General features: G+C 54.6%; 20 protein-coding genes. 14 read left to right on the top strand and 6 right to left on the bottom strand.

Annotated features, from left to right (window positions below):
• Positions 1-196: 196 nt before the first annotated feature.
• The 4 genes from IXC47_RS02935 to wrbA are packed head-to-tail and all read right to left on the bottom strand — an operon-like array spanning position 197 to position 3,075.
• Positions 197-634 carry a hypothetical protein gene (locus IXC47_RS02935; protein WP_195874635.1) on the bottom strand — a complete coding sequence of 146 codons (438 nt, stop codon included), beginning with the start codon at positions 632-634 and terminating at the stop codon, positions 197-199.
• Positions 635-668: 34 nt separating this feature from the next.
• Entirely contained in the window at positions 669-2,075 is a 1,407-nt protein-coding gene (locus tag IXC47_RS02930) for an FAD-binding oxidoreductase (protein WP_195874634.1), read from the bottom strand.
• On the bottom strand, positions 2,075-2,467 hold the full coding sequence (locus tag IXC47_RS02925) for a DUF2069 domain-containing protein (RefSeq protein WP_175625603.1): 393 nt from the start codon (positions 2,465-2,467) through the stop codon (positions 2,075-2,077). The genes IXC47_RS02930 and IXC47_RS02925 overlap by 1 nt, the downstream gene beginning before the upstream one ends.
• On the bottom strand, positions 2,467-3,075 hold the full coding sequence (gene wrbA, locus IXC47_RS02920; RefSeq protein WP_175625604.1) for an NAD(P)H:quinone oxidoreductase: 609 nt from the start codon (positions 3,073-3,075) through the stop codon (positions 2,467-2,469). Before wrbA ends, IXC47_RS02925 begins: the two co-directional genes overlap by 1 nt.
• Before the next feature lie 108 nt (positions 3,076-3,183).
• Here wrbA and IXC47_RS02915 point away from each other — a divergent pair, with 108 nt between their 5' ends.
• Positions 3,184-4,491, top strand: a complete 1,308-nt coding sequence (locus IXC47_RS02915; RefSeq protein ID WP_195874633.1) for a YihY family inner membrane protein — start codon at positions 3,184-3,186, stop codon at positions 4,489-4,491.
• On the opposite strand, the gene IXC47_RS02910 is transcribed toward IXC47_RS02915, so the two are convergent.
• Complete coding sequence (locus tag IXC47_RS02910) at positions 4,444-4,761, bottom strand: DUF962 domain-containing protein (protein ID WP_175625606.1); 318 nt, start codon at positions 4,759-4,761, stop codon at positions 4,444-4,446. The two genes, IXC47_RS02915 and IXC47_RS02910, sit on opposite strands and share 48 nt — an antisense overlap.
• 206 nt (positions 4,762-4,967) lie before the next feature.
• Between IXC47_RS02910 and IXC47_RS02905 the strand changes: the two genes are divergently transcribed.
• Positions 4,968-5,423 carry a CBS domain-containing protein gene (locus IXC47_RS02905; protein WP_124573799.1) on the top strand — a complete coding sequence of 152 codons (456 nt, stop codon included), beginning with the start codon at positions 4,968-4,970 and terminating at the stop codon, positions 5,421-5,423.
• A 145-nt stretch (positions 5,424-5,568) separates the two neighbouring features.
• Positions 5,569-7,455, top strand: coding sequence for an MFS transporter (locus IXC47_RS02900; RefSeq protein WP_195874632.1), 1,887 nt, complete (start codon positions 5,569-5,571; stop codon positions 7,453-7,455).
• Between the two features lie 51 nt (positions 7,456-7,506).
• On the opposite strand, the gene IXC47_RS02895 is transcribed toward IXC47_RS02900, so the two are convergent.
• Positions 7,507-9,741, bottom strand: a complete 2,235-nt coding sequence (locus IXC47_RS02895; protein ID WP_195874631.1) for a putative bifunctional diguanylate cyclase/phosphodiesterase — start codon at positions 9,739-9,741, stop codon at positions 7,507-7,509.
• Between the two features lie 156 nt (positions 9,742-9,897).
• Between IXC47_RS02895 and aroC the strand changes: the two genes are divergently transcribed.
• The 11 genes from aroC (at position 9,898) to trpB (ending at position 22,541) form a co-directional block, all read left to right on the top strand.
• A complete protein-coding gene (gene aroC / locus IXC47_RS02890; RefSeq protein WP_175625609.1) occupies positions 9,898-10,995 on the top strand; it encodes a chorismate synthase in 1,098 nt (365 codons plus the stop codon).
• A gap of 42 nt (positions 10,996-11,037) precedes the next feature.
• Entirely contained in the window at positions 11,038-11,865 is an 828-nt protein-coding gene (locus IXC47_RS02885) for a M48 family metallopeptidase (RefSeq protein WP_195874630.1), read from the top strand.
• A 171-nt stretch (positions 11,866-12,036) separates the two neighbouring features.
• Entirely contained in the window at positions 12,037-13,443 is a 1,407-nt protein-coding gene (leuC, locus tag IXC47_RS02880) for a 3-isopropylmalate dehydratase large subunit (protein WP_195874629.1), read from the top strand.
• A 16-nt stretch (positions 13,444-13,459) separates the two neighbouring features.
• Positions 13,460-13,582, top strand: coding sequence for an entericidin A/B family lipoprotein (locus IXC47_RS02875; protein ID WP_124573805.1), 123 nt, complete (start codon positions 13,460-13,462; stop codon positions 13,580-13,582).
• 105 nt (positions 13,583-13,687) lie between these two features.
• A complete protein-coding gene (gene leuD / locus IXC47_RS02870; RefSeq protein WP_175625612.1) occupies positions 13,688-14,335 on the top strand; it encodes a 3-isopropylmalate dehydratase small subunit in 648 nt (215 codons plus the stop codon).
• 30 nt (positions 14,336-14,365) lie between these two features.
• Positions 14,366-15,436, top strand: coding sequence for a 3-isopropylmalate dehydrogenase (gene leuB / locus IXC47_RS02865; RefSeq protein WP_012080022.1), 1,071 nt, complete (start codon positions 14,366-14,368; stop codon positions 15,434-15,436).
• 86 nt (positions 15,437-15,522) lie between these two features.
• Positions 15,523-16,629, top strand: a complete 1,107-nt coding sequence (asd, locus tag IXC47_RS02860) for an aspartate-semialdehyde dehydrogenase (protein ID WP_175626081.1) — start codon at positions 15,523-15,525, stop codon at positions 16,627-16,629.
• Positions 16,630-16,827: 198 nt separating this feature from the next.
• Positions 16,828-19,644 (top strand): FimV/HubP family polar landmark protein, encoded by a 2,817-nt coding sequence (locus IXC47_RS02855; RefSeq protein ID WP_195874628.1) that lies wholly within the window; start codon positions 16,828-16,830, stop codon positions 19,642-19,644.
• An 87-nt stretch (positions 19,645-19,731) separates the two neighbouring features.
• Positions 19,732-20,547: a tRNA pseudouridine(38-40) synthase TruA gene (gene truA, locus IXC47_RS02850; protein WP_195874627.1), complete on the top strand. Its 816-nt coding sequence runs from the start codon at positions 19,732-19,734 to the stop codon at positions 20,545-20,547.
• 21 nt (positions 20,548-20,568) lie between these two features.
• Positions 20,569-21,255: a phosphoribosylanthranilate isomerase gene (locus tag IXC47_RS02845; RefSeq protein WP_195874626.1), complete on the top strand. Its 687-nt coding sequence runs from the start codon at positions 20,569-20,571 to the stop codon at positions 21,253-21,255.
• Between the two features lie 14 nt (positions 21,256-21,269).
• On the top strand, positions 21,270-22,541 hold the full coding sequence (gene trpB / locus IXC47_RS02840; protein ID WP_175625616.1) for a tryptophan synthase subunit beta: 1,272 nt from the start codon (positions 21,270-21,272) through the stop codon (positions 22,539-22,541).
• The last annotated feature ends 61 nt before the right edge of the window (positions 22,542-22,602 follow it).

Raw genomic sequence — 22,602 nt, 5'->3', positions numbered from 1 at the left:
GCATGCGGACTGCTACCCCGGATATTGGTGCTGGTATATTTCCCGACCGCCAGCGCCGGTAGTAGCGACCATTGCTTAAATGGCCCTAAGGCATGCCACTCTTGGTGAGCAAGGCCGTATCGTAACAAGGCTATGTGACCGCAGTTTGACATGGATCAAATTCATTACGATCAGTCATTTTTCCCGAGCTGGTAATTTAAGGCCCGCACTCCAGCTGCTGTTTCTCCGCCGCGCGTTGCGCCTTGCGCTGTGCACGTGCCATGCGTTTTACATTGGCGCTGGCCGCGTCTTCCTTCGCCCAGCGCGTGCGTTGTTCCAGGGTAGCGCAGCGCTTCTTTTTACGTTCCTGTTCCTTGGCTATTTTTTGCCGTTCTTTGGCTGCGCTGGCTTCTTCCTTGCTGCGTTGTGTTTCCAGCGCTTGCAGCCTGCGTTTGTCCTGCACCAGTTTTTCCTGTGCTGCGTGTGTATCGCTTGGTGCGGGTGGGATGATGATGCGTCCGGACTTGCTGTTGCTTGATGTGTCAGCGCAGGGCAGGTCGCTATAGCTGATGTTGCCGCCAGACTCGCATTTGTATATCGCAAATGCGGGCAGCGCAACAAGCAGGAGGGCGAAGGACAATAGCAGGGACGACATGGCAAGCTCGTGGGTCTAAATCGACCTCGTCACTTTAGAGCAGCTTGCCAGGGTTCATCAAATTTAAAGGATCGAGTGCCTGTTTGATGGAGCGCATTAATTGCATCTCCACATCGGACTTGTAACGCAGGATTTCGGTACGCTTCAATGCGCCTATGCCGTGTTCGGCGGAGATGGAGCCGCCATGTTGATGCACGCTATCGTGCACGACGCGATTTACAGTCGTTTGCTTTTGCAGAAAACTCTTATCCGTTTCCTGTTCAGGATGCGCAACGTTGTAATGCAGATTACCGTCGCCGAGATGGCCGAAGGTCACCATGCGTGCGCCGGGAAATGACTGCTGCAGCAATGCATCCGTGGTACGGATAAAGTCGCCGATGTGCGAGATGGGTATCGACACATCATGTTTGATGTTCTTGCCTTCTGCAGCCTGTGCCAGCGGAATATGCTCACGGAAATCCCAGATCGCTTGCGATTGTGCAATTGAGCGCGCAACAATCGCATCCTGTATCAGGTCTTGCTGCAAGGCCGCACTGATTACATGTTCCAGCATGGCTTGTGCATGTTCTTCGGATTCGTTGTCGGATAATTCCAGCAACACGTATTGCGCATGCTCTTCGGCAAAGGGTAAGCGCATAGAAGGGAAGTGTTGATTGACCAGCTTGATACAGAAGCCGGACATCAACTCAAAACCAGTCAGTGAAGACACGCAGTAGCTTTGCGTCAGCGACAGCAGTCGCAATGCATCATCCGGTGTACGCAGGGCTGCGAGTGCGGTGAGTTGTGCTTTTGGTTGGGGGAAGAGTTTCAGCACCGCTGCAGTGATCAGGCCCAAGGTGCCTTCGGCACCGATGTACAAATCGCGCAAGTCGTAACCGGTATTATCTTTGCGCAAGCCGCGCAGACCATTCCAGATATCACCTTGCGGTGTCACGACTTCGAGGCCGAGGCAGAGTTCACGTGTGTTGCCGTAGCGCAGTACGGCGGTACCACCGGCATTGGTCGAAAGATTGCCGCCTATCGTGCAACTGCCTTCCGCTGCCAGGGATAGCGGGAACAGTCGCCCGGCATCACTGGCTGCAGTCTGGATGTTTTTCAATATGCAACCGGCTTCGACGGTGATGGTGTTGTTGACCGGGTCTGTGTGGCGGATGCTGTTGAGACGCGTCAGCGACAAAACCACGGCCTTGCCGCTGTCGTCAGGGATGCCACCCAGCACCAGGCCGGTATTACCGCCTTGCGGCACCATCGGGACTTTGTGTTCATTGCAGAGGCGTACCAGTGCGGCGAGTTCCTGCGTATCCGCAGGTTTGAGTACCGCACACGCCTTGCCGGTGTAGCGTCGACGCCAGTCAGTCAGGTAGGGTGCGGTATCTTCCGCGGAGGTCAATACGTGCGTCGCGCCTATTACGCTGCGGCAGGCATTGAGGAAGGTGTCCATTACTTGGCGGCTTTCTGCAGCGCCTGTTTGGTTAAGGCCTTCGCTGCTTTTTTGTAAGGCCGCAGGTAGAGGATGGTGCAGCTAAAGAAAACCAGTACCAGGCCGACTTCGATCCAGCCCAGGATGGCGGACAGACCAGTGTCGCTCATGCCGCGGACTATGCCTTCGGCGAAGAACAGCAGGATCAGCATCGATGCCCATTGCATCGTGTAGAGATTGCGTTTCCAGACCCCGTGCAACGGAATCAGCAGCGGGATGACCTTGAGTACCAGCCAGGAGCCATTCGGGCGTATTGGTGCCAACACCATTTCCCAGGCTATGCACAGCACGATCAGGGCAAGCAGACTGCCGAGTGCGCCCATATGCAGGATTTTTTGCCCTTGGGTTTGCATCAGGTGCTCCGTAATTTGACAGCTGTTTGCGCCAGGCGCTGACCGAGCGCTATTGCCAGTGCACGTGTATCGGCTGAAATCGGCTGGTTGCCAGCGACGCCGGACCAGTGCGACGCACCATAGGGTGTGCCGCCACTGCTGGTAGTCATTAATTCCGGTTGGGTATAAGGGATGCCGAGTACCAGCATGCCGTGATGCAGCAAGGGCAGCATCATCGACAGCAGCGTCGATTCCTGTCCACCATGCAAGCTGCCGGTCGAGGTAAAGACACAGGCTGGTTTGCCATTCAGCGCGCCGGACAGCCATTGCGCGCTGGTGCCATCCCAGAAATACTTCATCGCGGACGCCATATTGCCGAAGCGGGTAGGGGAGCCCAGGGCCAGGGCCACGCATTCTTCCAGATCCTGCAATTCGACATACGGCGCGCCTTCCGCCGGTACTTCCGGTTCGGTGGCTTCAGTGACGGTGGAGACGGCAGGCACCGTGCGCAGGCGTGCTTCGCAGCCGGGTACGCTGTCTATACCCTGGCCGATCAGCTCCGCCAGTTTGCGGGTCGAACCATGGCGCGAGTAGTACAAAACGAGAATAGGGAGCTGGGCAATGTTCATGCTTGGTATTATAGGGCGCTTTATAAGCATCTTAAATGCTGGATGGATCTGTGCTGGCGCAATTCTGCGCCTACGCGGTTCGGCTAAGCATACACTTACACCTACTGCATGAAACCAGCTATTCCCCTTTTTTTTCGCCAACTTACGTGGCCCCAGGTACGCGATCTCTTTCAGTTTGCGGCGCGCCGCCTGACGGAGGAACGCTTGCCGCAAGTGGCAGGCAGCCTGACGTTTACCACCGTACTGGCGCTGGTGCCTATCCTGACGATTGCATTGGCGATTTTCACCACCTTCCCGCTGTTTAATACCTTTCGTACTTCGCTGGAAGCTTACTTTGTACATAACCTGATGCCTAAGGGTATCGCCAATACCATCCTCGGCTATCTGACCCAGTTTTCCAGCAAAGCGACGCGTCTGTCGGCATTCGGCGCCGTGGCACTGATCGTGACCGCGGTTGCGATGATGCTGATGATAGACCGGGTCTTCAACCAGATCTGGCGTGTCAAAACCAAGCGACCCATCGTGCAGCGCATCCTGGTGTACTGGGCCATTGTGACTTTGGGACCTTTGTTGATAGGTGCGTCGATGACGCTGACATCCTATTTGTTCACCGCGACCGATGGTGTGGTGCGCGGCGTGCCGTTTGTCGGTGCGGTGTTTTATACCTCCATCTCTATCTTGCTGAGTATGGTGGCGTTTACTTCGCTCTACATCGTGGTACCGAACCGTCTGGTTGAGTGGCGCGATGCCATGTATGGCGGCTTGCTGGCGGCGATTGCATTTGAAATCGTCAAGCGCCTGTTTGCTGCCTTTGTCATCAAAGTGCCGACCTATACGGTGGTATACGGCGCGGTCGCGGCTTTCCCTATTTTCCTGGTCTGGGTTTACCTGGGCTGGATGATTACACTGGCCGGGGCGGTGGTTACGGCCGCCTTGCCTATCGTGAAGTATGAGCGTTGGTGGCATGTGCCACAGCCCGGCAGTGCCTTCGTTGATGCGATGGCTTTGCTGGCCGTGCTGTACGAAGCGCGCGCCTCTGCTGATTCGGCCGTGGTGGATACCAAGCTGCTGCGCGATCGTACCCGTCTCGGCTTTGACGAGTCCGAAACCTTGCTGGAAAAAATGCTGGATGCAGGCTGGGTGGCACGTCTCAAGTCAGAGGGGCCGAAGCGCATGCAGTGGGGAAAACGGATTACCGATGGACTGGATCGCTGGGTCTTGCTGGCGAATCCGGAATACCTGACATTGGCCGACGTTTACCGCGTATTCGTGTTTGACGCCAGCGGCAACGAAACGCTGGCGAAAAAAGTGGAATGCGCGGTCGAGCAGGGCCTGTATCAGTCGCTGGCCAACTACTTCCGTGAAAACTCAGAAGGAAATTTGCCCGGTCAGCATTTGCCAGTACATCAGCCATGATCCTATGAAGGAATACAGTGGTTGCCTGAACGAACTGGGGTGGTTTTTCTCAAAACCGAGATGACCTATCCATGCCAGGCCGTAAAACGACAGGATGGCGGCTAATAGCCACCAGGCATTCCCGGTCAGCACCAATGCGGTGAGGAAGATAATGGCCAGCGTTGAGCCGAGGAAATGGAGCTGGCGTGATCTGCGGTCGGAATGCCCTGTCAGATAAGCGGCATAAAACTCCGAAAACGTCAGATAGGTCTTTTGTGTGATGACACTCATGACGGCCTCCTGTGGCTGCTACAGTGTCAGGGTAGTCCTCGCCCGGTGACTATGCAAGCCTTATTGACGCAGAGCATGTAAGGGCAAGCTTGTCTCATTAGCGCCATCCGTTTATTTGGCCGCCAGAGAGTATTGTGGATTTTTTCCAGAGCTTGAGCTACATTGGAAGTGTCCGAAGTACAACCATAACTCTTGAGGACGGTGCCATGAAAGTATCCGAAATACTTAAAGTAAAAGGAAACATTCTTTTCACGGTAACACCAGATAGTCCGATGCTGGATGCAGTTAATGCGATGGCGGAAAAAGACATCGGTTCTCTGGTTGTGATGGAGGCGGGCAATCTGATTGGTATGCTGACTTTTCGCGAGGTCATGGCGACTATCCATGCGAATGGCGGGGCGGTAGGTGGTGATACCGTGCGGCGCTATATGGATAAACATCCGATCACGATCACTTCCGATGCCGAGATCAACGAGGTGCGACGGCTGATGCTGGAAAAGCATGCGCGTTATGTGCCAGTGCTGGATGGAAAAATTTTGGTTGGCGTCATCTCTTTCTACGACGTGGCAAAAGCCGTGCTCGAGGCGCAAAGCTTTGAAAACAAAATGCTGAAGTCGTATATACAGGACTGGCCAGCTGTCGCGAACGAACAAGACGGCTGAGCTGCAGTAGTCAAGTAAAAGCCGCCCGCATATCCGTTTGGGTATGCGAGCGGCTTTTTGTCATTTATATCCCTTACAATCGCCAGATATCTGAACGCGCGCGTCGGTCGTGCGCTCGCATCCACGAACCGTTATATGGACACCCATGAGTAAGCCCAGTCAATTCAAGTTGATGACACAACGCCGTTTCGCGCCATTTTTCTGGGCCCAGTTTTTCGGTGCGTTTAACGATAATGTATTCAAGACTGCCTTGCTGACGGTGCTGACTTTTGAAGCGTTGAGCTGGACCACGATGGATAGGGGGTTCCTGAATAACCTGATCCCGGGTTTGTTTATCCTGCCTTTCGTTTTGTTTTCGGCAATCGCCGGCCAACTGGCCGACAAGTTTGAGAAATCCGGGCTCGTGCGTTATATCAAATTGCTGGAGATCGCCATCATGCTGATGGCGGCGATAGGCTGGATGCGCCACGATTTATGGTTGCTCATCGCCGCCGTTGCAGGGATGGGTTTGCACTCGGCCTTGTTTGGACCGGTGAAGTACGCCTATCTGCCGCAGAAGTTGGCACCCGACGAACTGGTCGGTGGCAACGGCCTGGTTGAAATGGGAACCTTTGTCGGCATTCTGCTGGGTGAAGTATTGGGTGCGGTACTGGTATTGCACAAGCCGTGGGGCATAGAGCTGGTGGCGGGCGGCACGATTGCGATCGCCTGTGCCGGATGGCTGGCCAGTCGCGCGATTCCGCTATCACCTGCACCTGCGCCTGAGCTGAAAATTAACTGGAATCTGGCGACTGAAACAGTACGCAATATTCGGTATTCGAAACAAAATCGCCCGGTCTTTTTATCGATGCTGGCGAACTCCTGGTTCTGGTTTTATGGTGCGATCCTGCTAGCGCAATTCCCGCTGTATGCGAAAGATTATCTGCATGGCGACCACAGCATTTTCGTCTTGTTATTGACGATATTTTCGCTCGGTATCGGCACTGGCTCCTTGTTGTGCGAACGCTTATCCGGTCATAAGGTCGAGATTGGTTTGGTGCCGTTTGGCGCGATCGGTTTGTCGGTATTCGGCTTTGATCTCTTCCTTGCCAGCATCAGTTATACCAACACTACGCTGGTTGATATTTCGGGTTTCCTGCAGCAACACGGCAGCCTGCGCATACTCGCGGATTGCCTGTTGATAGGCGTGTTCGGCGGTTTGTACATCGTGCCTTTGTTTGCCTTGATACAGACGCGTTGCGATCCGGAGCATATGTCGCGCACCATCGCCGGGATGAATATCCTGAATGCGGTGTTCATGGTGGTCGCTGCACTGGTGGCCATGGTCTTGCTGAATATGGGATTAAGCATTCCGCAATTGTTTATGGTGACCGCCATCCTGAATGCGATCGTGGCGCTGTATATCTTTACCGTAGTACCTGAATTCCTGCTGCGCTTCTTGGCATGGCTGATGCTGCACACCACGCACCGGGTACGCACATTCAACGCAGAGCGTATTCCGGCTGAGGGCGGCGCTATCCTGGTGTGTAATCACGTCAGCTATATGGATGCGATCGTGATTTTGGCGACCAGTCCGCGTCCTTTGCGCTTTGTGATGGATCACCGGATTTTTAAAATTCCTTTGCTGTCTGCCTTGTTCAAGGCAGTACGCGCGATTCCGATTGCACCAGCCAGCGAAGATGCTCAAATCATGGAAGCAGCTTACGGCAGTATTGCGCGTGCGCTGGAGCGTGGTGAGCTGGTATGTATTTTCCCCGAAGGAAAGTTGACGCGTGATGGCGAGTTGAATGAATTCAAAGGCGGCATCATGAAAATACTGGAGCGCACACCGGTACCCGTGATACCGATGGCTTTGCGCGGCTTGTGGGGTAGCTTGTGGACACGTAGCGCTGACAATCCTTTCCAACGCTCTTTCCGCAGTGGGCCATTCTCCAAACTCGAGTTGGTGGTGGGTCAGCCTATGGCCGTGAATGAGGTGACGCCTGAGGTGTTGCGTGAGCGCGTGGCACAGTTGCGTGGTGCGCGTAAATGACAGGGTAGGGGATAAAAAATAAGGCAGGTAAATACCTGCCTTATTTTATTCTTACGGTTTCTGTGTGACCAGCCAGCTATGCAAGGCATCTGCATTCATGGGTCTGGCGAACAGGTAACCCTGACCCAACGGACAACCGAGTTCAGTCAGGATGGCGGCCTGGCGTTCATCTTCCACACCTTCTGCAATCACATCCAGTTCCAGGTTGCGACCGAGCTGGATAATCATTTCGGCGATGCTGCTGCCGCGTGACGAGTCGGTGATTTCAGTGACAAAAGCCCTGTCGATTTTGAGTCGATCCACACTGAGTTTTTGCAGGTGACTAAGCGAGGAGAAGCCAGTGCCGAAATCATCAATCGCAATGCTGACGCCAGTGGCCGTAATCTGATCCAGCAGTTTGATCAGGGCATCTGGTTCGTCCATCGCCATCGACTCGGTGATTTCGAGTTCTATGCAATGTGGTGGTGCCTGGGTGTCATGCAAGGCGTTGCGCAGCATGCTGAGGAAATGCGGATGGCGGAATTGGACTTGCGAGACATTCACTGAAATCATGAAGTCGGTAAAGCCCAGCCTGTGTATGCGTACCAGTTCCTGGCAAGCCTGACGCAAGACCCATTCACCAAGTTCTATGATCAAGCCCGAGTATTCGGCGATCGGGATGAAGCGGTTCGGTGAAATCATGGAACCGTCTGCGGTAGTCCAGCGCAACAGCGCTTCGGCACCGACCGGTTGTCGTGTCAGCATATCGATTTGCGGTTGATACACGACCGATAACTGCTTTTCTTCAAATGCGGTACGCAAGGCGTGCATCATATTCACGCGCTCGCGTATATCGATACCCATATTGCGCGAGAAATACAGATGACCGGTACGTTGCTGAAACTTTGCGCGCTTGAGTGCAATGTGTGCATTCTTCAAGGCTTCGACACCGCGACCATCATGCTCGGACAGGCGCACCAGACCTACCGTGGCCGATAGTTGTACGTCTTGTCCGTCTATACTGAACGGACGTTCGAATTGTGCGAGTATGGCTGCCGGATTAACTTGTATATCGTCACCGAGGACGCCAAAAGTATCGCCACCAACGCGCGCTACGATCAGGTGGTCACCCAGACGCGATTGCAGGCGGGTGGCGACCGACAAGAGCAGCAGGTCGCCGAATTGATGACCCAGTGTGTCGTTGGTTTCCGCAAAGTGATCAATGTCGATTAGCGCCAGCGTGCTAGGCAAGTCCTTGCTGGAGGACAGGCTGTCGTCGATGATTTCCTTGAGGCGGGTACGATTCGGCAGTTTGGTCAGGGAATCGTAGAAAGCGAAATTATGCAGGCGGGTGACCAACGTGATATTCGAGAGGCCGACCGAGATATTGCTGCAGAAAACTTCCAGCAAACGCAGCTCAATTTCGGTGAGCGGGCGGCCAGTGCGGAAGAATGCGGCGAAATTGCTCGAGGCATTGCCGGTGAAGTGCAGCGCGCTGAATTCACGTCCGTAAATATTCCGCCGCTCTTTCAATGCACGGGTCAGCGTGCGGTCTATGCTGGCGTCTTCTATCGACGATAGCGGATGATTGATGAGGTCACCAAAACGACCGGCCGCCGCCACCACAAACAAGGCGTTTTCCTGATTGTGTAATTGCTCTTGCACGCAGAACAAACCGTCGGGTGGCACGTCGAGCAGGCGCGCGATCTGAGTCACTACGCCGGTGGCAAATTCTTCCAGGCTTTGCAAGGCCATCAATTCGGTACTGGCGCGCAGGATCATGTCCAGGCCGCTGCTGCTTGAATTGATCGTGCAGATTTGCTCGTACGAGCGGATTGCTGCGGTCACGACTGTGAACAGCTTGATCTGGGTCAGTTCGGATTTGGATTTGTAATCGTTGATGTCGAACTGCTGGATGGCATCAATCCCCGGTGTGTAGCCAGGCTGGTCGGTGCGCAGGATGATGCGTACTTCCGCACGATGCAGGACATCGCGGATGTAATGCACCAGTTGCAGGCCTTCGTCCTGCTGATCGACATCCAGCAGAATGACCGCGATATGCGCTTCCTGCGCCAGTATTTCCCGCGCTTGCTGTGCGGTATAAGCGTGCAAAAATGCCAGCGGCCGGTTTTGTATTTCGACGTTGTTGAGCGCGAACGCCGTCGCGGTGTGGACATCGGCGTCAGCGCCGATGATCATCACCTGCCATACATCCTTATTTGCACCTGATTTATAGTCGCCGGACACACGCACCGTTTTATCCAGAAATACAAGGTCATCCTCGCTATGGCTGACCGACTTGCTCATGGTGCCTTCTCCGAGATTGGTTGTTCTAATTTTGAAACCTGCTTTTGAAACGGTATATTGCACATCGATTTGTCCTGAGGCAATGCTTTTTCTAGAACTAATTGTTTTCTGACCACTGGTAGAATGACTACTTTATTTCGTTTATAAGCAACTATCATGTCCGGCAATACTTTTGGAACGCTCTTTACTGTCACTACTTTCGGCGAATCTCATGGTCCGGCTATCGGCTGTGTAATCGACGGTTGTCCACCTGGCATGGTGTTGTCAGAAGTTGACATTCAGCCTGAACTGGACCGTCGCAAACCGGGCACTTCGCGCCATGTGACGCAGCGCCAGGAGTCAGATACGGTCGAAATCCTGTCGGGTGTATACCAGGGGAAAACGACGGGTACGCCGATTGCGCTGTTGATCCGTAATGAAGACCAGCGCAGCAAAGACTACGGCAATATCACCGAAACTTTCCGTCCAGGCCATGCGGATTACACGTATTGGCATAAATACGGTATCCGTGATCCACGCGGCGGCGGCCGTTCGTCGGCGCGCCTGACTGCGCCTGTAGTCGGAGCCGGTGCGATTGCGAAGAAATGGTTGTTTGAAAAGTACGGCACCACCTTTAAAGGCTGCATGAGCCAATTGGGCGATATCGAGATTCCATTCGAAGACTGGAGCCACGTGCCGGAAAATCCATTTTTCGCCGCCAATGCGAGCATCTTGCCGCAGTTGGAAGCCTATATGGATGACTTGCGTAAAAACGGCGACTCCTGTGGCGCGCGCATCGATGTGGTGGCGCAAAACGTGCCTATCGGACTGGGTGAGCCGATTTACGACAAGCTGGATGCTGAAATCGCCTTTGCGCTGATGGGTATCAATGCGGTCAAAGGTGTGGAGATAGGGGCAGGCTTCAAATCGGTTGCGCAAAAAGGTACCGTGCATGGCGATGAATTGACGCCTGAAGGCTTTGCCACCAATAACGCTGGCGGCATCCTCGGCGGAATTTCCACTGGACAGGACATCACGGCATCGATTGCGATCAAACCGACCTCGAGCATCCGTACTGCGCGTCATTCCATCGACAAGGCAGGAAATCCGGTACTGGTGGAAACACTCGGTCGCCATGATCCTTGCGTCGGTATCCGCGCAACACCGATCGCCGAATCGATGCTGGCGCTGGTGCTGATGGATCATGCCTTGCGTCATCGTGCGCAATGTGGCGATGTGGTGGTTACGCCGCCACCGATTCCAGGCAGCCGTTAATTACTGCGCGCTTAGCGTGCAATCATTCTTGATGGAGGGAAAATGAAACCAGTCCAGCGGCATTCTTTTCTGTCGTCACTAGTGATGGCCTCTGCCATTTTGTTGCTATCCGCTTGTGAAACGGTGCAAACCACGCAGGGCGGGGCGGTGGGCGTGGATCGCCAGCAGCGCATGATGATTTCAGCGCAGGAGCTGGATCAGGCAGCGAATAAGCAGTACGCCGAACTGATCGCCGAGGAAAAGAAAAAAGGCAATCTGAACCGCAACGCCGCACAGGTAGAGCGCGTCAGGGCTATCTCCAATCGCCTGACTGCGCAAACCGGTGTGTTTCGCCAGGACGCGCGACGCTGGCAATGGGAAGTCAATGTCCTGAGTTCCGAAGAAGTGAATGCCTGGTGTATGCCCGGCGGCAAAATTGCGGTGTACACCGGTCTGATCGATAAGCTGCAGGTGAGCGACGATGAGCTGGCGGCCGTGATTGGACACGAAATTGCACACGCCTTGCGCGAACATGCACGTGAACGTGCGTCGGAGCAACGGGTGGCGGGCAGCTTTATCTCTATCGGTTCGGCTTTGCTGGGTGTCGGCGGACTGGGACAGCAAGGTGCCGAATTTGCCTATATGGGGCTGATAGGCTTGCCTAACTCGCGCAGCCATGAAACCGAAGCGGACCGTATCGGCGTCGAACTGGCAGCGCGTGCCGGTTACGATCCGCGTGCGGCAGTCACCTTGTGGCAAAAAATGGGCAAAGTTTCCAGCAATTCGACCCCGGCCTTCCTGTCTACCCACCCCTCCAGTTCGGCCCGTATCAGCGATTTGACCGTATATTCCGAGCGCGTCATGCCGCTTTACCAACAGGCCCGAAAATAAGTAACAAGACGGCAAGATATTGTTTTTCGGGCCGTCAACCTCATCTTTTTAGTCAACTAGCCGGCTTTCCAGCGGCCGTGTGGCGCGGCTTCCTATAAAGAAATCGCGTAAATATGGCATAATCGAGAGCTACCTTATCGGTCCTCGCGGACTTACTTTTACACACGAAACATGGCCCAAACGCTCTACGATAAACTTTGGCAATCGCACGTCGTCGAAACCGGCGACGATGGCACGACTGTGCTCTACATAGATCGCCATTTGCTGCATGAAGTTACCAGCCCTCAGGCTTTTGAAGGTTTGAAGCTGGCTGGCCGTCGCCCATGGCGCGTCTCTGCCAACCTGATGGTGGCGGATCACAACGTGCCGACTACCGACCGTGCCAACGGTATTGCCGATCCTACTTCGCGTCTGCAAGTAGAAACACTGGACGGCAATGCGCACGAATACGGCCTGACCTACTTCAGCATGCGCGACAAGCGTCAGGGCATCGTGCACGTGATCGGACCTGAGCAAGGCGCAACGCTGCCGGGCATGACCGTCGTCTGCGGTGACTCCCATACTTCGACGCATGGCGCTTTTGGCTGCCTCGCGCACGGTATCGGTACCTCGGAAGTGGAACACGTGCTGGCGACGCAAACGTTGCTGGCACAAAAATCAAAAGCCATGCTGGTACAGGTCGACGGCGTATTGCCGGATGGCGTGACAGCTAAAGATATCGTGCTGGCCGTGATCGGCAAGATCGGTACCGCAGGCGGTACCGGCTATGCCATCGAATTTGCTGGTTCGACCATCCGTTCGCTGTCGATGGAAGGTCGCATGACCATCTGCAATATGGCGATCGAAGCGGGCGCACGCGCCGGTATGGTCGCAGTCGATGAAACCACCATCAATTACGTCAAAGGTCGTCCTTTGTCGCCGGTCGGTCCGCACTGGGATCGCGCAGTCGAATACTGGCGTACCTTGCACTCCGATGCGGGTGCCAAGTTCGACCTGGTTGTGACCTTGAGCGCCGCTGAAATCAAACCGCAAGTCAGCTGGGGCACATCGCCTGAGATGGTCGTTGCAGTTGACGGTCGTGTACCTGATCCGGATAAAGAAAAAGATCCGACCAAACGTGACGGCATGGAAAAGGCGCTGGTCTACATGGCGCTGAAACCAAATACGCCGATTACCGATATCCGTATCGACAAAGTATTCATCGGTTCCTGCACCAACTCGCGCATCGAAGATTTGCGTGCAGCGGCAGCAGTCGTGCGCGGCAAGTATCGCGCCTCGAATGTCAAGCTGGCGATGGTGGTGCCGGGTTCCGGTCTGGTCAAGGAACAGGCAGAGCGTGAAGGCCTGGACAAGATTTTCAAGGCGGCAGGTTTCGAATGGCGTGAACCAGGTTGCTCGATGTGCCTGGCGATGAATGCAGATCGCCTGGAACCAGGTGAGCGCTGTGCCTCGACTTCCAACCGTAACTTTGAAGGTCGCCAGGGTGCGGGTGGTCGTACGCACTTGGTCAGCCCTGCAATGGCAGCGGCAGCCGGGATCGAAGGTCACTTCGTTGATGTACGTGCTTTGAAACACTAAGAGCGCGGAGGACAGTATGAAGAAAACGATTTCATTTCTCCTGCTGATCGCCGCTGTCTCGTCGCTGGCTGCCTGCAATACCGTGCATGGCTTTGGTCGCGACGTAGAGCGTCTCGGTGAAAAAGTACAGGGCAAGTAATCCTGGTTAAAACGCGTCGGATAACGGTGTTTGTACCGGTCTGATAAACATGAGAAATCGGCGCTGCAGCAAGTTAAATGCAGCACGTACTAATAGTTGGATAGCATGGATAAATTTACTATTCTCGATGGCCTGGTTGCACCGCTGGATCGTGCAAACGTCGATACCGACGCCATTATTCCAAAACAGTTTCTGAAGTCGATCAAGCGGACCGGCTTCGGTCCTAACCTGTTCGATGAATGGCGCTATCTGGATCAGGGCGAGCCTGGACAGGATAATTCGCGTCGCCCTTTGAATCCTGATTTCGTACTGAACCAGCCGCGTTACCAGGGCGCTTCGATTTTGCTGGCCCGTAAAAACTTCGGTTGCGGCTCCTCGCGTGAACACGCGCCATGGGCCTTGAGCCAGTATGGCTTCCGCGCGATCGTATCGCCTAGCTTTGCTGATATCTTCTTCAATAACTGTTACAAAAACGGTTTGCTGCCAGTCACCCTGACTGAAGCGCAAGTTGATCACCTGTTCAATGAAGTCAAGGCTTTCCCTGGCTTCCATCTGGTAATCGATCTGGAAAAACAGATCATAGGCACCAGCAACGGCAGCGTGACCTATCCGTTTGAAATCGACGCTTTCCGTAAATATTGCCTGCTCAACGGTTTCGACGATATCGGCCTGACCTTGCAAAAGGCGGACAAGATACGCGCGTTCGAAGAACGTCATCTGGCGGCACAACCGTGGTTGTCGAATACGATCTAATCCTTTTTTAATCCTTCTCGAAGTTATCAAATGAAAATTGCAATTCTGCCGGGCGACGGCATCGGTCCGGAAATCATGAATCAGGCAGTCAAGGTAATGAATGCCTTGGGTGAAAAGTTTGAAACCGAAACAGTACCGGTCGGCGGCGCAGCATATGCCGCGCAAGGCCATCCTTTGCCTGAATCGACACTGAAAGTAGCAAAAGAAGCGGACGCCATCCTGTTTGGCGCGGTTGGCGATTTCAAATACGACACACTGGAACGCTCGCTGCGTCCGGAACAAGCGATCCTGGGCCTGCGCAAGCACCTGGGTTTGTTCGCTAACTTCCGTCCTGCGATCCTGTATCCGGAACTGGCAGGTGCCTCGTCGTTGAAACCGGAAATCGTATCCGGCCTCGACATCATGATCGTGCGTGAATTGACCGGCGACATCTACTTCGGCCAGCCGCGCGGCGTACGTGCAGCGCCGGATGGTCCGTTCAAAGGCGAACGCGAAGGTTTCGACACCATGCGTTACACCGAACCTGAAATTCGTCGTATTGCACACGTTGCTTTCCAGGCTGCGCAAAAACGCGGCAAGCGTCTGACCAGCGTCGACAAAGCCAACGTACTGGAAACCTTCCAGTTCTGGCGTGACATCGTCACCGACGTGCACAAGGAATATCAGGACGTCAAACTCGACCACATGTATGTCGATAACGCAGCGATGCAATTGGTGCGCGCACCGAAAGAATTCGACGTCGTTGTTACCGGCAATATGTTCGGCGACATCCTGTCTGACGCAGCAGCAATGCTGACCGGCTCGATCGGCATGTTGCCTTCGGCTTCACTGGATGCCAACAACAAAGGCCTGTACGAACCATCGCACGGCTCGGCACCGGACATCGCAGGGAAGGACATCGCCAACCCATTGGCGCAAATCCTGTCGCTGGCAATGATGTTGCGTTACTCGCTGGGTAAAACAGAACAGGCTGACCGTATTGAAACGGCTGTTAAATCCGTCTTGAAACAAGGCTTGCGTACTGTCGATATTTTCGAAGCAGGCACAACCAAGGTCAGCACCACACAGATGGGCGATGCTGTCGTTAAAGCATTGGCTTGATGTAAATAAGAGCGGTAGCAGTCACTAAACCGCATACCAATTGATAAATAGGGCGGCTGTCAGCGCCCTGAGCGAAGGAAATGATGATGAAAGTTGTTGGCTTAGTCGGATGGCGTGGGATGGTCGGATCGGTCTTGATGCAGCGCATGCAGGAAGAGGGCGATTTCGACCATATCGAAGCTGTATTCTTCTCTACCTCGAACAAGGGTGGTAAAGCGCCTGCGATCGCGAAGAAGGAAACCACACTGCAAGACGCTAACGACATAGACGCATTGAAGAAGTGCGACATCATTATTACCTGCCAGGGCGGCGACTACACCACCGAGATCTTCCCGAAACTGCGCGCAGCAGGCTGGGATGGTTATTGGATCGACGCAGCATCGACCCTGCGCATGAAAGATGACGCGGTCATCGTGCTGGATCCGGTCAACCAAAATGTGATCAAGGATGCCCTGGGCCGTGGCGTGAAAAACTACATCGGCGGCAACTGCACCAACTCCATCCTGTTGATGGGTGTAGGCGGTTTGTTCAAGGAAGGTCTGGTCGAGTGGGTCAGCTCCATGACTTACCAGGCCGCATCGGGCGGCGGTGCCAACCACATGCGTGAGCTGCTGAGCGGCATGGGCGTGGTGCACGGTGCGGTTGCCAGCGAACTGGCGACTCCATCGTCGGCTATCCTGGATATCGATCGCAAAGTCGCGGAATCTATCCGTAACGATGTACCGACCGAATTCTTTGGCGCACCGCTGGCTGGCGGTTTGATCCCATGGATCGACGCACAGCTGGAAAACGGTCAGTCTAAGGAAGAGTGGAAGGGCCAGGCTGAGGTCAACAAAATCCTCGGCAATACCCAGATCATTCCAGTCGACGGTTTGTGCGTCCGTATCGGTGCCATGCGTTGCCACAGCCTGGCGTTGACCATCAAGCTCAAACGTGACCTGCCTTTGGCGGAAATCGAAAACATCATCCGTTCGGCCAATCCATGGGTCAAATGGGTGCCGAACGAACGCGCTGTGACGGTGAAAGAACTGACCCCAGCTGCCATCACCGGTGGCCTGGAAATCGGTGTCGGCCGTGTACGCAAACTGAATCAGGGCCCTGAATACATCTCGGCTTTTGTTATCGGCGATCAGTTGCTGTGGGGCGCGGCTGAACCGCTGCGCCGTATGCTGCGCATCATATTGGGCAAGTAAAACCTAATTATCGTTGTCAGATCGCAACATAAACCCGCCAATTCGCCTTGTTAAATAGGTGCTTGGCGGGTTTTAAATTAGTTGCGAAGATGGTTGCGCTTGCGCCTGTAAGTCCATGATGCTATGGTGAAAGTTCTTGAAAAAACGATATGCAAGCGTTGTTTGTGGTCCCCGACGAACGCCAACGGAATACTCTCCATGCCACTCAAAATGCAGTCAAATCCTGGTTCTACTCTTTCCTCACTGAAACTTAAGACACTGAGTGCAGCGGTCATTTCCGCGCTCGTGTTATCCAATGCTTATGCAGCGGGTCTGGGGAAATTGACTGTTATGTCGTCGCTGGGGCAACCCCTGCGTGCGGAGATCGAGTTAACTTCGGTCGCGCCTGACGAACTGGCTTCGCTGCAGCCCAAGCTGGCTTCTGCCGAAGCGTTCCGCCAGGCCAATATAGACTTCAATCCAAGCCTGTTTTCGCTGCGTTTTGCTGTAGAACAACGTGGTGGGCAACCTATCGTACGGATAACCTCGACCCAGCCTATCAATGAGCCTTTCGTCGATATGTTGCTGGAACTAGGTGGCAATAAAGGCCGCCTGGTACGTGAATACACCTTCTTGCTGGACCCGCCGGAAATGCGTTCTGCGCAAGCGGCACAAGTAGCTCCTATCGCGATCACACCGCCACCAGCTGCGCGGCCAGTAGAAAGCCGTCCGGAAGTTGCAGCGGCCGCCCCGGTAGCGCGTCCTGCACCTGAGCCGGTTGCGCCTGTGCGTGAAGCCCCCGCTGCAGCACCTAAACCAGTCCGTGCTGCCCCTGCACCGACGCCAGCACCGAGAGCTGCGGCAGCGCCGATCAATGAGTACGAGGTCAAGAAAGGCGACACCCTCGCCAAGATCGCAAATCAATACCGTTCGAGTGGCGTATCGCTGGATCAGATGCTGGTTGCTTTATACCGCGCCAATCCGGAAGCCTTCATCGACAAGAATATGAATCGCCTGCGTGCCGGACAAATCCTGTCGGTACCTGAGGCGGACAGCACGCAAGCCATCGGGCAATCCGAAGCACGTGGCGTCGTGATCGCACAAGCGGCGGATTTCAATGCTTACCGTAGCAAACTGGCAGGTCAGGTCGCCAATGCAGCGGCGAAAAAATCCGACGATGCCAAGCAGGCTGATGGCGGCAAAATCACAGCCAAAGTGCAGGATGAATCCGGTGCCGGAGCTGAGTCCAAAGACAAGCTGAAACTGTCCAAGTCTGGCGCAGCAAGTGGCTCTGACAAACTGGCGAACCAGGCAGGTGCGGAAGAGTTGATCGCGAAGGACAAGGCGATTGCCGATGCCAACGCACGCGTCAAGGAACTGGAAAAGAACGTCAACGAATTGCAAAAAATCCTTGAAATCAAAAACAAGGATTTGGCAGCTCAGCAGAAACAGGCTGAAACCGCTGCCGCCGCGGCTGTAGCCGCCTCTGCTACGCCTGCAGCGCCAGCTACACCAGCCCCGGCTGCTGCGCCAGAGCCAACACCAGCACCAGCGGCTGAAGCTCCGGTAGCGACGCCGCCAGCAGCAGAAGAGAAACCGGCTGAAGCTGCTCCTGCCGCTGAGCCAGCACCAGCACCAGTTAAACCGAAGAAGCCAGTCGTGGTTGCTCCTCCGCCGCCACAACCTAGCTTCTTTGAAGACCTGACCGAAAACGCAATGTTCTTGCCGGGCGCCGCTGCCTTGCTGGCTTTGCTGGCTGGTTTGGGTATCTATAGCTCGCGTCGTCGCAAGCAACAGCCTAAATCGTTTGAAGACAGCATCATTACGGATTCCAGCCTGAAGTCGAATTCGCTGTTTGGCTCTACCGGTGGTCAAAGCGTAGATACGAATAACAGTGTGTTCAACTCCAACTTCGTTCCATCGGCCAGCCAGCTGGATACGAATGAAGTCGATCCGATTGCAGAAGCCGATGTTTACATCGCGTATGGTCGTGACGCGCAGGCCGAAGAAATCCTGAAAGAAGCGTTGCGCAATCAGCCGGATCGTCATGCGGTACGCGTCAAATTGCTGGAAATTTACTCGACACGCAATGATGTGCGTTCGTTTGAAATCCTCGCGACCGAGCTCTACAGCATGACCAAAGGTGAGGGCGATGACTGGGCGCAGGCAGCGACCATGGGCCTGATCCTGGATCCTAGCAATCCTCTGTATGCACACGGTGCAGTGCCGGAAGATGTCGCAGCAAAAGCTTCGGCGATGACGGCACCGACACAACCGCTGGATGATCTTGAGGGCTTGAAGGGGATAGCGCCGGTTGCTGCTGGCGCTGCAGCGCTGGGTACAGCAGCTTACTTCGCCAGCAATAATTCTGAAGCTGAAGCCGAAGCAGAGCAGGAAGAACCGACATTCGCCGCAGAAGCCAAACCAGTAGTAGAAGATCTGGATTTCGATCTGGAAGGCCTGGATATCGAAAAGACTGCAGAGAAGCCTGTAGTCGAGGAAGCCGCACCAGCCGAATTCCCGGCTGATGTCGCTGCCATCGATTTCGATTTCCTCGACGATATATCGAAAACAGCTGCTGACAAATCCGGTAATACCTTGCAGTTCTTTGATTCCGAGGTGAGCGCACCTACGGTGCCTGCAGCAGAACCTCAGCCTGCGGCAACGCCGGACTACTTGCTGCCAGATGACATCGAACTGGATTTCCCTGAGCATGACACGGCTCGCTTTGGTGAAACCCAGCCCGCGACGAATCTGCCTGAGTTTGACTTGTCCGATATCGCATTGGAACTGGATCCGGTCGACAAACCAGCATCGACAACTGACGCAGATGCCGAGCTGCCTGAGCTGGACGGTTTGGGTGACGAATCGACTTATACCGCGAACGCAGAAATGGCGACCAAGTTGGACCTGGCGATTGCCTATCAGGAAATTGGTGATCGCGAAGGTGCGCGTGAGCTGCTGGAAGAGGTGGTCAAAGGCGGTAACGGCGAACAGTCGGAGAAAGCCAAAGCCTTGCTGGGCAAGCTTTCCTGATTCATAAGTTAGTTATATCGACGGGCGCAATGCTATGCTTGCGCCCGTTTTCATTTTTAGTTTCGATTTTTCCGGTAAATTCTCTCTATGAGTGGAGTATCCAAACGCATCGTGCTTGGCGTGCAATATGACGGTACGCCGTGGCAGGGCTGGCAGACACAGCTGAACGGGCTGACCGTACAGGACAGGCTGGAATTCGCCCTGCATAAATTCACGCTGCAGGATGTCTCTACCGTGTGCGCCGGTCGTACCGATGCCGGTGTGCATGGACTGGAGCAAGTTGTGCATTTTGACACTACACTGGAACGCGATATGTCGTCCTGGGTGCGTGGTGTGAATACCTTTTTGCCACCATCGATAGCGGTGCGGTGGGCGACGGAAGTCCCGCACCGTCCGGACGAGCAGGATAATTTCCATGCGCGTTTCAGTGCGCGTTCGCGCATGTACCAATACGTGCTGTACAACAATCCGGTGCGCTCGCCTTTGCTGGAAGGGAAGGCTGGCTGGGTATTCCGCAAGCTGGATGTGGCGCGCATGCAGCTTGCGGCACAACACTTGTTGGGCGAACATGATTTCTCGACTTTCCGTTCGGTACAGTGCCAGGCCAAATCACCGGTCAAAAGCATGTACTCGATCAAGATAGAGCAGCGCGGTGACCTGATCATGTTTACGCTGCATGCGAATGCCTTCCTGCATCACATGGTGCGCAATATCGTCGGTTCGCTGATTTATGTCGGCAATGGCTCGCAGCCGCCTGAGTGGCTGAAGGAAATACTGGACGGGCGTGACCGCAAGTTCGCCGCACCGACCTTCATGCCGGACGGCTTGTACCTGGCCAAAATCGATTACGATCCGAAGTGGCAGTTGCCGCAACTGGAAGTGCAGAATTTCTTTTGGTCTTAAGACTGATACCAAACATACACAATGACACACCGTACCCGAATCAAGATATGTGGCCTGACGCGGCCGCAGGATGTGCAAAGCGCGATTGCGGCAGGTGCTGATGCCGTCGGCTTCGTGTTCTATCCGAAGAGCCCGCGTTACATCGCTGCAGCAGCAGCCGGGGAACTGATCGTACAGATTCCGCCATTTGTTACGCCGGTTGGTTTATTTGTCAATGCGACGCTGGAAGAAGTGCAGGCCATCATTGCGCAAGCTCCTATTGCCTTGCTGCAATTCCATGGCGATGAGACGCCGGAACACTGCGCGGCGATAGCAAAAGCGGTAAATCGGCCCTTCATACGCGCAATTCGCGTAAAAGAGGGTATGCAGGCGGCCGATTTGCTAGAATACGAGTCTGATTATCGCGCTGCCAGCACATTGTTCACCGGCTTGTTGCTGGATGCCTTTGTAGATGGCTATGGCGGCGGCGGAAAGGTCTTCGATTGGTCTCTCATTCCAGAAAACATCGCGCCTCGGGTCGTTTTAAGTGGTGGCTTGAGCGTACAAAACGCGACTGACGCAGTCCTGAGCGTCCGTCCCTATGCGGTCGACATCAGCAGTGGTGTCGAACAAGACAAAGGGATCAAGGACGCCGTCAAAATACGCGCCTTCATTGCCGCGGTACGCACAGCAGATGCTGTTGCAGCAGCCGCGGACCAGACAAAATAGCAAAGAGAAAAGCCATGAAAGAATTAGACGTGCTGGGCAGTTTTGCCGAGCGACAAGCGATTGCAGAAAGTGCTTTGCATCAGACAGCCCCATACAATCTGCCTGATGCCCGCGGCCACTTCGGTCCTTACGGCGGCAGCTTTGTCGCAGAAACCCTGAGCCATGCCCTGGCTGAGTTGAAAGAAGCGTACGCGCACTACAGCAAAGATCCTTCCTTCCTCGCCGAATTCCATTACGACCTCAAGCATTTCGTTGGTCGTCCTAGTCCGATTTATCATGCCCAACGCTGGTCTGAAAAAATGGGCGGCGCGCAGATTTACTTCAAACGTGAAGACCTGAATCACACTGGCGCACACAAAATCAACAACGTGATTGGCCAGGCCTTGCTCGCCAAACGCATGGGCAAGCCGCGCATCATCGCGGAAACCGGTGCTGGCCAGCATGGTGTGGCGACCGCGACCATCTGCGCACGCTTCGGTCTCGAATGCGTGGTCTACATGGGTAGCGAAGACGTCAAACGCCAGGCGCAAAACGTCTATCGGATGAAGTTGCTGGGCGCGAAAGTGGTACCAGTTGAATCCGGTTCGAAGACGCTGAAAGACGCGTTGAACGAAGCGATGCGAGACTGGGTGACCAACATCGAAAATACCTTCTACATCATCGGCACGGTGGCAGGCCCACATCCTTACCCGATGATGGTGCGTGACTTCCAGTCCGTGATTGGTAACGAGTGCATACAACAAATGCCGGAAATGACCAGCCGTCAGCCTGATTATGTGGTGGCTTGTATCGGTGGTGGTTCGAATGCGATGGGTATTTTCTATCCCTACATCGAGCACAAGAACGTACAACTGGTTGGCGTCGAAGCTGCAGGAGAGGGCCTGGATAGCGGCAAGCATTCGGCTTCGCTGACTGCCGGTTCGCCAGGTGTTTTGCACGGCAATCGTACCTATCTGTTGCAGGATGAAAACGGTCAGATCATCGAAACACATTCGGTTTCTGCCGGTCTCGATTATCCGGGCGTAGGCCCTGAACACTCGTGGTTGAAAGACTCTGGTCGTGCGCAATACGTCACCATCACCGACGATGAAGCGCTGCAGGCGTTCCACGATTGCTGCCATATCGAAGGCATCATTCCGGCGCTGGAATCCAGCCACGCCCTGGCTTACGCTGCCAAGCTGGCAGCAACCCTGCCGAAAGACAAGGTCGTGCTGGCGAATCTCTCGGGTCGTGGCGACAAGGATATGCATACAGTGGCGCAACGCATAGGCTTGCAATTCGATTAAATCTGCGCGCAGGACTCCGCTGCTGAGCAGTAGCGGAATTCTGATGCCTGTTGCTCAAATT

It is taken from the genome of Herminiimonas contaminans (assembly GCF_015645465.1).
Classification (GTDB): Bacteria; Pseudomonadota; Gammaproteobacteria; order Burkholderiales; family Burkholderiaceae_D; genus Oxalicibacterium; species Oxalicibacterium contaminans.
Note: the sequence above shows the minus strand (reverse complement) of the source record. Positions and strands in the feature narration are given on the sequence as shown.